Below are 15,230 nucleotides of genomic sequence, written 5' to 3' on the forward strand. Positions count from 1 at the left end.
CAGTTTTCAAAGGTCTACCATGTTGCTCAATCACAACATTTATTATTCTATCAAAATCTCCAATTGCCTGTCAAGAAGAAATTTATTTAATTTCAAAGCCAAGCAAATCAGTGACTTAACTAATATATCAAATTGTCAAAGTAATGTCAAGAAGTTTTTTCTGATCATTAACGACCGAACAGCTGACTACCATCCAATCGCTTTGACAACAATAAATACTATACAGGTTTCCCAAGGGTTCGTCAACGCTATTTTCAAACTTTCTAAATCTATTTCAGGTTTACGAACTATCTCTCCATAAAGCTCAATATAATTCGTTATTTAACGAACAAAAAGTGATTAGAAACCAACTGTTATTCAGATTGCAATCTATGATTTATCAGCGGCTCATCTACTTATTAATTCCAACGATAAATAAAAAACACGCTGCAGATCTGCAAGACGTGTTTTTAGTGTGCTAAATATTATTTTTCTTCTTCACCATCAGCAGTCTTTTCTGGACGCATCGTTGGGAAGAGAATAACGTCACGAATCGACTTGGCATCCGTCAAAAGCATTACCAAACGGTCGATACCGATTCCCAGACCACCAGTTGGCGGCATCCCGTATTCCAACGCCTCAACATAGTCCAGATCAACTGGTTCGGCCTCATCGTTACCATTAGCCTTTTCCTTGGCCTGCATTTCAAAACGATACTTCTGGTCGATTGGATCGTTCAGTTCGCTAAAGGCATTGCCCATTTCACCGCCAGCAATGTAAAGCTCAAACCGGTCTGCCATTTCAGGATTTTCTTGGTTCCGTTTAGCCAGTGGCGATACCTCAACAGGGAACTCATAGATAAACGTTGGCTGAATCAGGGTGTCTTCAACAAATTCGTCAAAGAAGGCACTCAGAATATGACCCTTTGACCACCATTTTTCATACTTAACGTGCTTTTCTGCCGCCAGCTGACGAGCTTCTTCATCAGTCTTGATTTCCTTAAAGTCAATGCCCGTCTGTTCCTTAACAGCATCGTTCATCGTAATCCGCTTGAATTCGCCGCCAAGGTCAATCTCAGTGCCTTGATAAGTAATCTTGCCATCATCAGAGACTACCTTGGCAGCCGCCTTAATGATCCCTTCCGTTTCGTCCATGACATCCCACAGATCCCAGTATGCGGCATAGGTTTCAATCGTTGTAAATTCTGGATTATGCTGCAGGTCCATCCCTTCATTACGAAAGACCCGTCCCAGTTCATAGACCCGTTCAAAGCCCCCGACGATCAGCCGCTTCAAATAAAGCTCCGTCGCAATCCGCAGATACATATCAATGTTTAAGGCATTATGGTGCGTAATAAATGGCCGTGCATTGGCACCACCAGCCTGGGTATTCAGAATTGGCGTTTCGACCTCGGTAAAGCCATGGTCATCCATGTACTTACGAATTGCCTTGATAATCGCCGTCCGTTGGTGGAAACGCTTAAAGCTTTCTGGGTTGGCAATCAGATCCAGGTAACGCTGGCGATAGATGGTTTCTGGATCCTTAACCCCTTCCCATTTGTTTGGCAGTGGCCGCAAAGCCTTGGACAGAAAGGTAATCTCACGCGCACGAATCGTCAGTTCACCGGTGTTGGTCTTGATGACGTCACCTTTGATCCCCATGAAGTCGCCAAGATCGGCCCGCTTAAAGATATGGTATTGTTCATCGCCAACCATATCCTTGCGCGCGTAGACCTGAATTTTGCCCGTCCGATCAACGAAATCCGCAAAGCCCGCCTTACCGCTGCTGCGTTTGCGCATCATTCGGCCGGCAATGCTGACCATGTTTTCTTGTTCAAGCAGCTCGTCTTTATCTACCTGATCAAATTGTTCATGCAGATCCTGAGCCAAGTGGTCGCGATGGTAGCGACGGCCAAATGGTTCAATTCCTGCTGCTTTGAGTTCATCCATCTTTTCGCGACGAACGCGCATTTGATCCAGTTCTTGTGACACTAGTCTTCCTCCTCAATTTTTGCCTGGCGTTGAGCACGATGCATCTCTTGCTGTGCCGCCCGCTTTTGTGTTTCCTCCAAGAAACGATCGAAAATATCAATCATTTCCTGCTGCGTTTCCGCTTCAACCAACGCTGCCTTTGTTCTGGCCGCCCGGGGAATTCCCTTGATGTAGAAGGTTGATTGTCCCCGGAACTCACGAACGCCAACATGCTCGCCTTTTAATTCTACCAAACCAGCCAAATGCTCCTTGGCCATCGCAATTTTTTGCTCTGGCGTAGCTTCTGGAAGCAGTTCACCCGTTTCCAGATAATGAGCCGTCCGCTTAAGCATCCATGGATTACCCATTGCGGCCCGGCCGATCATGACTGCGGTTGCTCCCGTCTCATCCAGCATCCGTTTGGCATCTTCTGGCGTTTTAACGTCGCCATTACCCATAAACGGAATCGTCAATGCATTGGCCACTTCTTTTAGGATATTCCAATCCGCGTGACCTGTATACATCTGTTTGCGAGTCCGACCATGCATGGCGATTGCCTGGGCACCGGCACGTTCGGCTGCCAATGCGTTTTCGACGGCATAGATGTGCTTATCATCCCAGCCGATCCGCATTTTGACCGTAACTGGTTTTTTAACGGCATCGACGACATAAGAAACCATTTCATAAACTTTATTTGGATCCAACAGCCATTTTGCTCCGGCATCGGTGTTAACGACTTTGTTGACTGGACAGCCCATGTTGATGTCAATTACATCAGCTTCGGTATTTTCATCGATGAATTTGGCTGCTTGAACCAAAGTCTCCTTTGTACCGCCAAAAATCTGAATGCCCATCGGATGTTCGATCGGCTCAACCTTCAGCATCGACAGGGTCTTTTTGTTGTGGTACATAATGCCGCGATCAGAAATCATTTCGCAGACCACGTAGCCAGCGCCAAACTTTTTACAGATGACACGGAACGCAGAGTTGGTAACTCCAGCCATGGGAGCTACTACGACTTGATTTGGAATCGTAACATTGCCAATTTGCCATTCCACAAAAATATCCTCCTTAAAATTGCAATCAAAACGATTGTAGCCTAATCATTGCCAGATTAGCAAGCCAGACCCTCAGCAATTCTAATTTAATCATAGGTCTGCAGGCCGCGACGTAAAATCAGCAGCACTATTCCGATCATCATACCAACAATCAGATCAGCAACCGTACAGACTGCAAATAACTTAAAATAGCCCAGTCTTTCAATAACCAAACCGCCAAACAGCGGCCCAAGCGCCTTGCCAAGCGATGAAAATGCATTGACCATCCCTTGCCCGCGACCTTTTTGAACAACCGGCGACAAGCGATTGACATATGCGGGCACGCCTGGAATCAAAAGCGACTCGCCCAGCGTCAGCACAACCATCGCCAAGACAAACTGCCCATAGTGAGCCGCAAAAAGCAGCAGCATAAACGAGCCAGCCATAAAAAAAGATCCCAGAATCACTTGAAGATCAAGCGTCGCATGGTAGCGGCCAATCCAGTCAAGTAGCAGCTGAAAAATAATAATCAAAACGCCATTGATCGTCCAAAGCATGCCATAACGCCCAGTTGAAATGCCAAACCGTGCCAGATAGACTGCCAGATTGCTCATCCACTGTTCATACATGACCCAGACGACCACCAGCCCGAGCAGCAAAACGATGATTACGAAAAGATTGCGCTTGCCAGTCAAGTCAGCCGATGCGTCAACAGTTTGTCTGACTGGGCACTCACCATGCAGCTCAACTTCGGCGAACTTAATGCCAACGATAATCAGACTGACCAGATAGATCCCGGCAATCAGCACAAACAGCCAGCCAATTCCCTGTTCATAGATAAAGCCAGTGAGTCCCGTGCCGACTACCAGACCGATGTTTTCAGCCAGATAAAGCTGATTGAAGACCTTAACGCTGGGATATTTTTTGACTCTGGTACCCATTGAATTGATCAAGGTTAAAATCCAGCCATTGCCAAAACCAAAAATACATAACAAAATGGGATAGCTTGGCCAGCCATGCATAAAGATCAACAGTGTTACGGCCAAAAGCGTAATCAGCTGGCCAAAAAGGTTCAAGCCAAACGTATGCCCACGATCAAATTGGCTGCCTGCTGCAATACTGCCGATTACGTTGGCACTGGAATAGCACAGTAGAACCACCCCGGCCAGAACCAATGACTGGTGCAGCTGATTATGCATATAGATCGTCGTCACCGGCCATACGCAGCTATAGCCAACGTTATTTAGAAAAGCCAGTCCACCCAGCCATTTAAACAAATCGTCTTTCAAATCGCTCACCTATCTTTTGACAATTGCCTTAATTTTCAGTGGTCAGATTCAAAATGTCAATCAAGAGCCGGCAGCTGGCTGGTAAAAACATCCAAAACTGCAAAAAATCCCGGGCTCAGCTGATGAGCGCGGGATTTTGCTTGACTATGCCTGGTCGCTGCTGGTCGCCTGTTTTAAGATGACTTCCAGGTCCTGCTTATCAAAATGGTACTTCTTGCCGCAGAACTGGCAGACGATTTCAGCACCTTCGTCTTGTTCAATCATTTCCTTTAGATCAGCTGGTTTGATCGTTGCCAGGGCATGTGCAAAACGATTCTTGTTGCAGTGGCAGGCATATGATACCGGCATCGTCTGCAGCATCTTGAGTTCTTCATCAGGGAACAGCAGATGCAGGATGTCTTCTGGCGTCTTGCCTTCCAAAAGCAGATCCGATACTCTCGGCATGCCTTTAATGGCCGTTTCCAGTTTGGTAATGGCCTCATCACTGGCACCGGGCATTACCTGAACCATAAATCCACCAGCTGCCTTAATCGAATCATCTTTTTCAACAAAGACCGACAAACCAACTGCTGAGGGAATCTGTTCCGATTTGGCCAGATAGTAGGTAAAGTCATCGCCCAACTCGCCTGAGATCAAATCGACTTCACCAGTATATGGCGTCTTGTCACCTGGCGTCATCGTAGTTACCGAAAGCGTACCTTGACGGCCAACTGCCCCGGCAACATCAATCTTGCCAGCTTCGTTTAATGGCAGATTAACGTGCGGATTTTTCATATAGCCTTTGACTTCACCATGCGCCGTCCCATCAGCAACGATATAGCCAACTGGCCCATTGCCTTGAATCTTCACCGTCATACCGGCTTTTTCATCCAAGCTGGACGTTGATAAGAGCAGCGTACCGATAAGAGTGCGTCCTAAAGCTGCCGAGCTGGCACTCCAGGTATCGTGAATCTCATGGGCTTTTTCAACCAGGTTGGTAGCACGCACTGCATACGCACGAAACATCCCATCCTTAGTCATGCTTTTTACTAAATAGTCATTGTTTTCCATTATTGGTCACCTTTTCTAGTTTTGATTCCATAATAAAACAGGAGCGGCGACCAGTGGTCAAAAACGCTCCTGTTAATTGGCAATTATGCCTGATCATCATGATCGTCATGGTGATCATTTTGATCGTTTGAAGCTGAGCTGTCTGGCGTTTGTGAATCATGATCCGATTCAGCATCGTTGTCATGGTCGTCCTCTACTTTTTCAGTTTCGCGACGTTCCAGAGCACGCTTGGACTCTTCAAAAGTTGCAGCATGCTGTTCATCTTCAGCAGCTTCAACATCAGCTTCCGGCATCTTCCCAGTCTTGTACAAACTCAGAATCTGCTTTTCGTTCAGCGTTTCGTACTTGAGCAGCGCCTCGGCAATCAGCTTATGCTGTTCACGGTGCGTCTCGATGATGTGAAGCGCTTGTTCATGACCTTCATTCAAGATCCGCTTGATTTCTTCATCAACCAAGGCAGCCGTATGTTCTGAGTAGCCTGCCTGATCATAGCCTTGGCCAGCAAAAACCTGTCCAGAGCTCTGCAGCTCAACCGGACCGATCTTGTCGCTCATCCCGTATTGAGTAACCATGGCCCGCGCAATCTGCGTTGCCTGTTCAAAGTCATTGGAAGCCCCGGACGACTGTGAATGGAAGATGATTTCTTCAGCTGCCCGGCCACCCATCAGACCAGCAATCTGCTCTTCAGCATTTTTCTTGCTCATCAACATCTGGTCTTCACGCGGCAGCATGATTGCATACCCACCGGCGCGGCCACGTGGTACGATCGTTACTTTATGAACGACCCGTGCATCGTTTAAGACCAGCCCAACGATCGTGTGGCCGGCTTCGTGGTAGGCAACGGTTTCGCGTTCTTTTGGCGAAACGACCCGATCACGCTTGGCTGGACCAGCAATCACGCGGTCTTCGGCTTCATCAACGTCAGCGGCTGAAATCTCGTTTTCATTGCGCCGGGCAGCCAGCAATGCCGCCTCATTCAGCAGGTTGGCTAAATCGGCACCCACGAATCCCGGCGTCTGCTTGGCAATTTCCTTTAAGTCGACATCTGGTCCCAATGGCTTGTTGCGGGCATGAACGCGCAGAATTGCTTCACGACCCTTGACGTCAGGAGCACCGACCAGAATCTTCCGGTCAAATCGGCCTGGCCGCAGCAGTGCTGGGTCCAAAACGTCAGCCCGGTTGGTGGCAGCCATTACGATAACGCCTTCATCACCATTAAAACCGTCCATTTCAACCAGCAGCTGGTTCAGCGTCTGTTCACGTTCATCGTGGCCGCCGCCCATGCCAGAGCCACGCCGCCGACCAACGGCATCGATTTCGTCGATAAAGATGATTGATGGCGCGGCCTTCTTGGCTTGGTCAAACAGGTCACGAACCCGGCTGGCACCAACCCCGACAAACATCTCAACGAAATCAGAACCTGAAATCGAGAAGAATGGTACGCCGGCTTCACCTGCAACGGCTTTGGCCAGCAGCGTCTTACCAGTACCTGGAGGCCCTTCAAGCAGCACACCAGATGGAATCTTGGCTCCCAGCCGCGTGAATTTCTTTGGATTCTTCAGAAATTCAACGACTTCAACCAGTTCCTGCTTTTCTTCTTCTTCACCAGCAACGTCAGAGAAACGGACCTTGTTTTCCTTGGCATTGGCGGGCTTGGCCTTAGACTTGCCAAAGTTCATCATCCCGCCGCCACGACCGCCTTGACTGGCTTGCCCCATCATCATGTAGAAGAAAAATACCATGATGATCAATGGCAAAATGGTAAACAGCAGGTTCATCCACAGACTGTTGGATTCTTCGGCCTTGGTGCTGATGGTAACGTTGTGCTTTTCAGCATACTTCTGCAGCTGACTGAGCGTTACGTCGCTGTCCAGCACTGAGCTTTGGAAGCTGGTCGTGGTACTGCTCTTTTGCCCGACGATCGAGAACCCGGCATCGCTGCCGCTGACCTTCTGTGGCTTGCGGTAGGTACCAGTGATCTTGTAGACTCCGCCGTCTGGTTGAAGTTGGAAGCTCTTAACCTTATTGTCCTTCAATTCGGTAACAAAAGTGCTTTGGGAAACGTTTTTGCTTTGCGTATCCGTACTGCTTCCTCCAAAGAAGAAGTAGGCAATTCCCATAATGCACAAAAAGATTATCGCATAGAAGAGCACGTTATGAGCGAATCCATTATTTTTACGATTGTTGTTCATAACAACCTCCTATCCAACGGCAATGTTTAATTTATTTTGATGGACTAAATGATAGCATAATTGACCATCATTGACCATTATTTGATCAACTATTTGCTATATACGGAAGGATTCAGGATTCCTACGTATGGCAGGTTTCGATAGTAGCCCTGATAGTCAAGGCCATAGCCGACCAAGAACTCGTTTGGAACGACAAAACCAACATAGTCAGCCTCGATTTCGACTTTGCGGCCCTCTGGCTTATCCAGCAGCGTACATACCTTGACGCTGTTGGCACCACGCTCGCCTAACAGATCAACCAGATAGCGCAGCGTGCGGCCAGTGTCGACGATATCTTCCATGATCAAGACGTCTTGGCCCTCCAGATCAGCCTTCAAGTCGTGAATCAATCTGATCGTCCCAGTCGACTCAGTGCCGCCGTAATAGCTGGAAACGTCAATAAAGTCCAGCTGGGCGTAACAGGTCATCTTTTTAAACATATCAACCGAAAAAGGCGCCGCGCCAGTCAGCACTGAAACCACCAGTGGCTTTTTGTCGGCATAGTCGGCATTGATCTGCTTAGCCAGGCGATCTTCAGCAGCATTGATCTCTTCAGTGCTGTACAAGACGCGTTCAATATCGTTGTTCATTTATCTGCTCCTTTTAGCATTTTCGTTGGGCAACTACAATGATTTGGCATTCTTGGTCCTCAGCAGCGCTGCTTGACTCATCCAGCCAGGCAAACTTATGGCCAACTACCCACAGCACCGTTTCAGCAGCCGTAGTCAAAACCAGTTGCTCCTGGCGCTGCGGCTGCGGTACCTTGTCGTTGATCAAGACGCGCCGAACCTTTTGATGGCCGCCACTTTTTAAGCGCAGCCGATCGTCTTTTTGCCAGCCCCTTAATCTCAGCGGCAAGGCATCAGGCGGCAGCTTGAATCTGGCCAGCACAATGGCGTCTTTAGGCAGCTGATCCTTACTAAAGACCCCAAACGTCAATTCATCGTTGATTTCATGCCATTGGCCCAATTCTACCACAGCTGCGGACTTTTTTTGCGAATTATCGACCTTTTTAGCCGCGTTTTTAAGCCAACAAACATCATATTCTTTCACCAGCCAGTGTTCATTTGGCAATTGCATGATCTGCTGCGGCTTTTTGTCATCGTTTAGCAACTGGTCGATCTGCCTGAGCTGTGATCGTGTCAAGTCATAGACAGCTTGATTCTTCAGCCATTGCAGCATTAGCAGCCGGCGACTGGACTGTGGCTGCTGTCGATACTTTGCCAGCTGCAGCTGATTTGCCGTCGTCATCTGTGCCAGAAGCTGCGCCAAGCTGTTTTGACTAAAAGTCAGCAGATCGCTCAACTGTTCATGCCACGCCGTCATATGCGCCAAAAAACGCGGATTCTCTTTGATCATAGCAGGAACGATCAGATTTCGAAAACGATTGCGCGTCAAAGCAAGGTCTTGATTGGTATTATCCTCAAACCAGGTTAACTGATGCATATTGGCATACTCATAAAGCCGATCCTTGGGAATGGTCAAAAGCGGTCTGAGCAGCGTTTTACCAGCAAACGGCCGCTCATCTTCAATCCCAGCCAGTGCCGTCAGTTGGCCGCCCCTGACCATCTTCATCAGCATTGTCTCTGCCTGATCATTGGCATGGTGCGCGGTCAAAAGAAAATCAGCTTGATGTGCGTGCATCGTCTGGGCAAAAAAACGGTAGCGCATTGTCCGCGCGGCATCCTCAATCCCGGTTTGCGGATGTTCTTTGATCGGCCAGTGTCTGACTGCCAGCTTTAATTGATGCTTTTGACAGTAGCTTTTTAAAAAAGCCTCCTCTTGCTGGCTCTGTTTGCGTAATTCATGGTTGACGTGAGCAACGATCAATCGTCTAGGATCAACCAGCTGCTGCATCACGTCCAGCAGCACCATTGAATCAACGCCTCCAGAAACGGCAACTACCAAGGGAGCAGCTGATTCAAAAAAGCGGTGCCCTGTTAGACGCCGCTTAATCTGTTGTTGAAGATTCATTTTAGCTGCGACGACCGCCACGGCCCCCACGCTTGCCATCCGTTTGCCGTTTCAGCGTTGACAGGCGTGATTCGCTTTCTTTCATAAAACTGGCCAGCATATTGTCGAAGCTGTCATTTTGCCGGTGATGACGAGCCCCAGAAAAGCCGCGCTGTGGTGCATGGTTGAATTCACGGTGTTCATGGCGCTCTTGAGTGTGAGCATGACCATGAGCCTCTTCATCATGACGTCGTTCGTGGAAGCCGTGTCCCTGTTCGCGATGGTTTTCGCGCTCCTCATGGTGGTGACGTTCTTCCTTAGGTTGAGCTTCCTTCATCGATAAGGCGATCTTGCCATCACTGCCAATCTTCATTACCTTGACAGTTACCGTATCGCCGACTGACAGAACGTCGTGAATGTCTTTGATGAAGCGATCAGAAATCTGACTGATATGAACCAATCCCGTCTGGTTATCGTCTAGATCAACGAAAGCCCCGAAATTAGTAATACCTGAGATCTTCCCTGAAACCTTTGCTCCTTCTTCAATTGCCATGAACTAGCTGGCCCTCCTCATTAAAAATTAATCATTTATTTACAGTTTTGAGTATAACATAAATCAACATTGTTACAAGTGAACAATTATCGCAATAAAGCGAACAAAAAAACCCAAAACCGCTTTCTTACATCGTCAATTAAACGCTGTCACGATTTTTAAAGCGCTTTTAGCTTAATTAGCAAAGTTATAAATCGTTTCGCCTTTTTTAGCGTAGTTGTATTTGGAACGAATCAGCTGTTGAAGATATTCAGGATCATTCAGCTCTTTAATGTGACTGTTCAGCTGCTTTTGCTTGCTTTTCTGCTTGGTTAGCTGCGTTTGCGTCTGTTGAATCTGAGCATTGACCCGGCCAAGCTGCCGCTGGTTTTTCCAGATCTGAACACCAAATACCAGAACAAAAACGCCAATTATGCCGATCATCGCTAAAAAGCGGTGCTTATGGATTTTTCGAGCATAGGCCTTATCCGCCGCCTGCTGAGCTGTTTTCTGCTGAGCATATGGCGTATCAAGGCTGTAGACATTGCGACCTTTCATTGAGAATTCCTCACCTTGTAATTATTGTCCAAAGTATAACAGGATTTTTTAGCAACTGTCCAACCTAATCCTAAATTACCTGCTGAATCATTTTTGGTTAATCGAGCCTAACCGGCACAATCGCTTCAGATCAAAGGCTAATCGTCAAATGGATTGCTGAAGTCCTCGGCAAATTTTTCATCAATGATGGTATACATCTGATCCGTTTCACTCTTTTTGGTAGTCTCAATAATCTGATCAATTCGGACGGTCTCGGTTTTGTTGCCAAACTGAATGGTCAGCTCATCACCGGCTTTAACGCTGCTGGACGATTTTGCCGGCTTGCCGTTGACCAGGATTCGTCCCTGATCGGCAATCTTTTTGGCAACCGTCCGCCGCTTGATGATTCGAGAAACCTTTAAAAATTTGTCTAACCGCATTTATCTATTTCCTTTCCTGATCATGACTTTTTTCTTGCTTGTCTTTTAAATCATGCTTGGCATCATTATCGGCATCGTTAAGCGCCTGATTGATGCCGCGTACACAGACGATCAGCTGCTTGAGCCAGTCTTTTTGCGTCATCTTCGGCTGAATGATTAATCTGACGGTCAGCAGGCCATCATCGGTCTGACCCATCGTTGCCTTAAACCGCGTCGCCGCCAGAGCCTTGATGATTTCAGGAGGCTTGATGGCACGACTGCCGGTCTTGGTGAAGGTCAAAACAAGATTGTCGCGCTGACGCTTGATCGATTCCAGCATTGCCGCATCGGCATTCATCTTTAGCTCACCTACCAGCAGCAGATTCTCAACGGGCTCGCCATAATCACCAAACCGGTCAATCAGATCGCCTTGCAGATCAAGCAGCTCCTGATCTGATTTTGCCTGGCGCACCTGCTTGTATAGCGCAATCTTTTGGCGTGAGTCGCTGACGTATTCATCAGGCAGATAGGCTTCCACGTTGATGTCGATTTCGGTATTGGCAATCGGCTTTTTAACCTGGCCACGTTTTTTAGCCACAGCTTCGCTAAGCATCTCAGCATACAGATCATAGCCAACCGAATCGATAAAGCCGTGCTGCTGCTTGCCCAAAAGATTGCCCGCGCCGCGAATCGCCAAGTCACGCATGGCAATCTTAAAGCCGCTGCCCAGTTCAGTAAAGTCGCGAATGGCCGCCAGCCGCTTTTCACCAAGTTCCGTCAGCACCTTGTTTGGCTGATACATAAAATAGGCATAGGCAACGCGATTGCTGCGGCCAATCCGTCCTCGAATCTGGTAGAGCTGAGACAGCCCCATTCGATCGGCATTTTCCACAAACAGCGTGTTGACGTTGGCAATATCGACGCCTGTTTCAATGATTGAAGTCGTTACCAAAACGTCATCCTCGCCTTGAATGAAGTCATATAAGACGCCTTCCAGCTGTGCCTCGGTCATCTTGCCATGAATATAGCCGATCCTGGCCTCGGGAACCAGCTCCTGCAATTCGGCAACGGTTCGTTCAATATCGTTGACGCGGTTGTGCAGATAATAGACCTGGCCGCCCCGCTGCAGCTCGCGCAGAACCCCATCACGAATCGCGGCTTGGTTTTGTTCCATTACATAGGTTTGAATTGGATAGCGATCAGCAGGCGGCGTTTCAATTACCGACAGATCACGCACGCCCATCATTGACATGTGCAGCGTCCGCGGAATCGGGGTGGCCGTCAGCGTTAACACGTCAATGTTGTTTTTTAGCTGTTTGAGCCGTTCTTTATGCTTGACGCCAAATCGCTGCTCCTCATCAATGACCAGCAGTCCCAGATCATTAAACTGAACGTCTTTGCTAAGCAGCCGATGCGTGCCGACTACGACGTCAATCTTGCCATTCTTGAGGCCCGCTTCGGTTTCTTTAAGCTGTTTAGGCGTTCGAAAGCGCGACATCATAGCAATCTCAATTGGAAAGCCTTCAAAGCGGCTCTTCATCGTATCATAATGCTGCTGAGCCAGAATCGTGGTTGGAACCAAAAAGGCCACCTGCTTGCCGCCTAAAACCGCCTTAAAGACTGCTCGCAGCGCTACTTCTGTCTTGCCATAGCCAACATCGCCGACCAAGAGCCGATCCATGGGGCGCTCGCTTTCCATGTCGGCTTTGATTTCTTTGATGCTGCGCAGCTGATCAGGCGTTTCTTGATAAGGAAACTCGGCTTCAAACTTTTCCTGCAGATAATCGTCTTTAGGAAAGGCATAACCCTTTTCTGTTTCTCTGGCTGCATAAAGATCAACCAGCTCATCAGCAATATCCTCGACCCTGGCGGCTACGCGTGCTTTGGTTTTGGCCCACTCGGTTCCGCCCAGCCGATTGACATGAGGAACCTTGCCTTCGCTGGCCACGTATTTTTGAACCAGATCCAGCTGCGTCACTGGGACAAAGATCTGCGCGTGATTGCGATAGTTGATCACCATGTAGTCTTGATTGGCTCCATCAACCGTCATCGTCTTAATGCCGGAAAAGATCCCAATCCCATGGTTGACATGAACGACATAGTCACCGGGCTTTAAGTCGGCGTAACTTTTGAGCCGTTCCGCGTTAGCCAGTTTCTGTGGCCGCACTCGTCGCTGTTTGACCTGAGCAAACATCTCGTTTTCAGTAATGGCGACCAGATTGGCCTGTGGATATTCAAACCCGTTTGCCAGAGTCATGGCCGTCAGCTGCGTCTGATGCTCCAACAGCTGTTCAGGCTGCGTCTCAACGGCCTTGACGCCAAATTCAGCCATCGTCTTAGCCATCTGCTGGCGACGCTCTTGACTCTGCGCCAGTAAGACAATCGTTTCGCCCTGAGCCTGCCAGCGCTGCAGCTCACTTTTCAAAAGCGCCATCTGACCAAAGAAGCGCTGCATGGGACGCGTCTTTAAATCAGTCAGCGCGGCAAACCGTTTGGCCCCCATCCCTTTTTTAAACAGCGCCAGGTAGGCCTGGGCATGGGCGTCATCAGCCACCAGCTGCTCTGGATCATGGCCCAGAAAACCGGCCTGTCCCCGTTCATGACGCTGCATTTTTTCGTCCAGCCAGCTCATTTCGTCTTTTTCCAGACGCTGGCCCGTTTCTTTAATGCGCGGCCAATCGTCCAGATACAGACTGCCAGCTGGCGGCAGATAGTCTAAAAGCGAGGCCGCCTCAGGATAGACCAGATCAGCATATTCCAACATTTCAACCGGCAGCTCATGTTTTTTCAGTGCTGTAATCAATTCAGCAAAATGACTATTAAGTACTTGTCTTTGTTCCTGATCGGTAACCAATGCCTGCAGGTCAGCCTGCTCTTTGGTCATTTTCTGTGCAACCCGTTCAAACTCCGTAATTGGCAGGATAAAGTCGGTTGCCGGCAGAATCGTAACTTCAGCAAGATTTTCTTGACTGCGCTGAGATTCCGGATCAAAAGTACGCAGCGAGTCAACCTCAGTATCAAAAAGATCGATTCGAATCGGCAGCTCGGTATTTAAGGCATAGACATCAATAATCGAGCCCCGCATGGCAAAGTCACCAGGTCTTAGTACCATCTGCTGATATTGATAGCCCATTGCTACCAGCTTGGCGCGCAGCTCAGTTGGATCCAGTTCCATGCCTGGTTTCAGCTGCAGCGAGGCCTGAGCAAACTGCGCTGGTGCAATTAGTTTTCGGCGCAGTCCTGCCACCGAGGCAATCACAATGGCGGGCGTCTGCTGCTGCAGTGCATTAAGGGCCAATACCCGCTGCAGTCGGTAGTTAGGCGAACTGGTCGCTACTTCAGCTGCCAGTACCTCTTCAACTGGAAACTGATAGATTTCAGTATCAGGCAGCAGGTTCTCTAGATCAGTTGCCAGCTTCTGCATATGATAAAGGCTGTCGACAATGATCAGCTGCGGCTGCGTCAGCTTTTCATGCAGCGCCGCCAGCAACAGTGTCTTAGCGGAGCCGGCAACCCCAGTAATCAATTGATTTTTTTGATCGCGAATCGTTGTCAGAATCGTTTTAAAATCCTTGGTCGATTCGATAAATTCGGTCAGACGCATGAAGCCAGCTCCTTTTTGATTAGTTGTATTGATTCATCAATTGGTCAAACGTCTCACCGTGAACCCAGTCGATTAAGGCTTTTTCCGCAACCGCCACGGCCTGATCAAAAGCAGGGCGCTCCTGTGGCGTAAAGCGGCCCAGCACATGACTGACCACCGTGCCGTTTTGGGGATGATCGATTCCCAGCTTGACCCGATTGAAATTCTTGGTTCCCAGGTATTGAATGATGCTCTTTAAGCCGTTGTGGCCGCCAGAAGCGCCATGTGTCTTCAAACGAACGCGGCCAACCGGCATGTCCAGATCATCGGCAACGACAACCAGATCAGCCAGATCAACTTGATAGTAGTCCATCAATGGCTTCACGGCACGACCAGAATCATTCATAAACGTGGTTGGCTTGACCAGCATTACTTTTTCACCGTCAATCATCCCCGTAGCAGCCACGGCTTCATATTTAGTATGACTAAAGGCCCCCAGCTGGTAGTCGCGTGCAATCTGTTCAACAACCATAAAGCCGCTGTTGTGCCGCGTTTCGTCATAACGTGAGCCAATATTGCCCAATCCTACGATCATTTTCATTAGAATCACCTTTCTTTACACGCAAAAAGGCCGCACGGAGCCGTACCCC

The 15,230-nt window shown here is 48.6% G+C and carries 12 protein-coding genes; all 12 read right to left on the reverse strand.

The genetic code is table 11. The features are described 5' to 3' along the window. Positions 1-464 precede the first annotated feature (464 nt). Positions 465-1,970: a lysine--tRNA ligase gene (gene lysS / locus FC47_RS06965; RefSeq protein ID WP_006499425.1), complete on the reverse strand. Its 1,506-nt coding sequence runs from the start codon at positions 1,968-1,970 to the stop codon at positions 465-467. Continuing rightward, positions 1,970-3,007 carry a tRNA dihydrouridine synthase DusB gene (gene dusB / locus FC47_RS06970; protein ID WP_006499424.1) on the reverse strand — a complete coding sequence of 346 codons (1,038 nt, stop codon included), beginning with the start codon at positions 3,005-3,007 and terminating at the stop codon, positions 1,970-1,972. The genes lysS and dusB overlap by 1 nt, the downstream gene beginning before the upstream one ends. A gap of 86 nt (positions 3,008-3,093) precedes the next feature. Further along, positions 3,094-4,275 carry an MFS transporter gene (locus FC47_RS06975; RefSeq protein WP_039945215.1) on the reverse strand — a complete coding sequence of 394 codons (1,182 nt, stop codon included), beginning with the start codon at positions 4,273-4,275 and terminating at the stop codon, positions 3,094-3,096. 144 nt (positions 4,276-4,419) lie between these two features. Further along, positions 4,420-5,325: an Hsp33 family molecular chaperone HslO gene (hslO, locus tag FC47_RS06980; protein WP_006499422.1), complete on the reverse strand. Its 906-nt coding sequence runs from the start codon at positions 5,323-5,325 to the stop codon at positions 4,420-4,422. 83 nt (positions 5,326-5,408) lie between these two features. Then, a complete protein-coding gene (gene ftsH / locus FC47_RS06985; protein WP_048344773.1) occupies positions 5,409-7,517 on the reverse strand; it encodes an ATP-dependent zinc metalloprotease FtsH in 2,109 nt (702 codons plus the stop codon). An 89-nt stretch (positions 7,518-7,606) separates the two neighbouring features. Beyond that, positions 7,607-8,146 (reverse strand): hypoxanthine phosphoribosyltransferase, encoded by a 540-nt coding sequence (hpt, locus tag FC47_RS06990; RefSeq protein WP_056968483.1) that lies wholly within the window; start codon positions 8,144-8,146, stop codon positions 7,607-7,609. Positions 8,147-8,159: 13 nt separating this feature from the next. Further along, positions 8,160-9,569 carry a tRNA lysidine(34) synthetase TilS gene (tilS, locus tag FC47_RS06995; protein WP_081036755.1) on the reverse strand — a complete coding sequence of 470 codons (1,410 nt, stop codon included), beginning with the start codon at positions 9,567-9,569 and terminating at the stop codon, positions 8,160-8,162. Continuing rightward, positions 9,532-10,062, reverse strand: coding sequence for a S1 domain-containing RNA-binding protein (locus tag FC47_RS07000; protein WP_006499417.1), 531 nt, complete (start codon positions 10,060-10,062; stop codon positions 9,532-9,534). The genes tilS and FC47_RS07000 overlap by 38 nt, the downstream gene beginning before the upstream one ends. Before the next feature lie 174 nt (positions 10,063-10,236). After that, positions 10,237-10,599: an FtsB family cell division protein gene (locus FC47_RS07005; RefSeq protein WP_033935257.1), complete on the reverse strand. Its 363-nt coding sequence runs from the start codon at positions 10,597-10,599 to the stop codon at positions 10,237-10,239. A 137-nt stretch (positions 10,600-10,736) separates the two neighbouring features. Next, entirely contained in the window at positions 10,737-11,018 is a 282-nt protein-coding gene (locus FC47_RS07010; protein ID WP_006499415.1) for an RNA-binding S4 domain-containing protein, read from the reverse strand. Positions 11,019-11,022: 4 nt separating this feature from the next. Beyond that, on the reverse strand, positions 11,023-14,601 hold the full coding sequence (gene mfd, locus FC47_RS07015) for a transcription-repair coupling factor (RefSeq protein ID WP_056968485.1): 3,579 nt from the start codon (positions 14,599-14,601) through the stop codon (positions 11,023-11,025). Between the two features lie 19 nt (positions 14,602-14,620). Then, positions 14,621-15,181 (reverse strand): aminoacyl-tRNA hydrolase, encoded by a 561-nt coding sequence (pth, locus tag FC47_RS07020; protein WP_034540027.1) that lies wholly within the window; start codon positions 15,179-15,181, stop codon positions 14,621-14,623. Positions 15,182-15,230: the final 49 nt, after the last annotated feature.

The organism is Limosilactobacillus mucosae DSM 13345 (assembly GCF_001436025.1).
Classification (GTDB): Bacteria; Bacillota; Bacilli; order Lactobacillales; family Lactobacillaceae; genus Limosilactobacillus; species Limosilactobacillus mucosae.

Excerpts from the sequence above, each read along its gene's own strand:
- hslO (WP_006499422.1), bottom strand. The coding sequence starts at position 5,325 with ATGGAAAACAATGACTATTTAGTAAAAAGCATGACTAAGGATGGGATG.
- ftsH (WP_048344773.1), bottom strand. The coding sequence starts at position 7,517 with ATGAACAACAATCGTAAAAATAATGGATTCGCTCATAACGTGCTCTTC.
- hpt (WP_056968483.1), bottom strand. The coding sequence starts at position 8,146 with ATGAACAACGATATTGAACGCGTCTTGTACAGCACTGAAGAGATCAAT.
- tilS (WP_081036755.1), bottom strand. The coding sequence starts at position 9,569 with ATGGCAAGCGTGGGGGCCGTGGCGGTCGTCGCAGCTAAAATGAATCTT.
- FC47_RS07000 (WP_006499417.1), bottom strand. The coding sequence starts at position 10,062 with ATGGCAATTGAAGAAGGAGCAAAGGTTTCAGGGAAGATCTCAGGTATT.
- FC47_RS07005 (WP_033935257.1), bottom strand. The coding sequence starts at position 10,599 with ATGAAAGGTCGCAATGTCTACAGCCTTGATACGCCATATGCTCAGCAG.
- FC47_RS07010 (WP_006499415.1), bottom strand. The coding sequence starts at position 11,018 with ATGCGGTTAGACAAATTTTTAAAGGTTTCTCGAATCATCAAGCGGCGG.
- mfd (WP_056968485.1), bottom strand. The coding sequence starts at position 14,601 with ATGCGTCTGACCGAATTTATCGAATCGACCAAGGATTTTAAAACGATT.
- pth (WP_034540027.1), bottom strand. The coding sequence starts at position 15,181 with ATGAAAATGATCGTAGGATTGGGCAATATTGGCTCACGTTATGACGAA.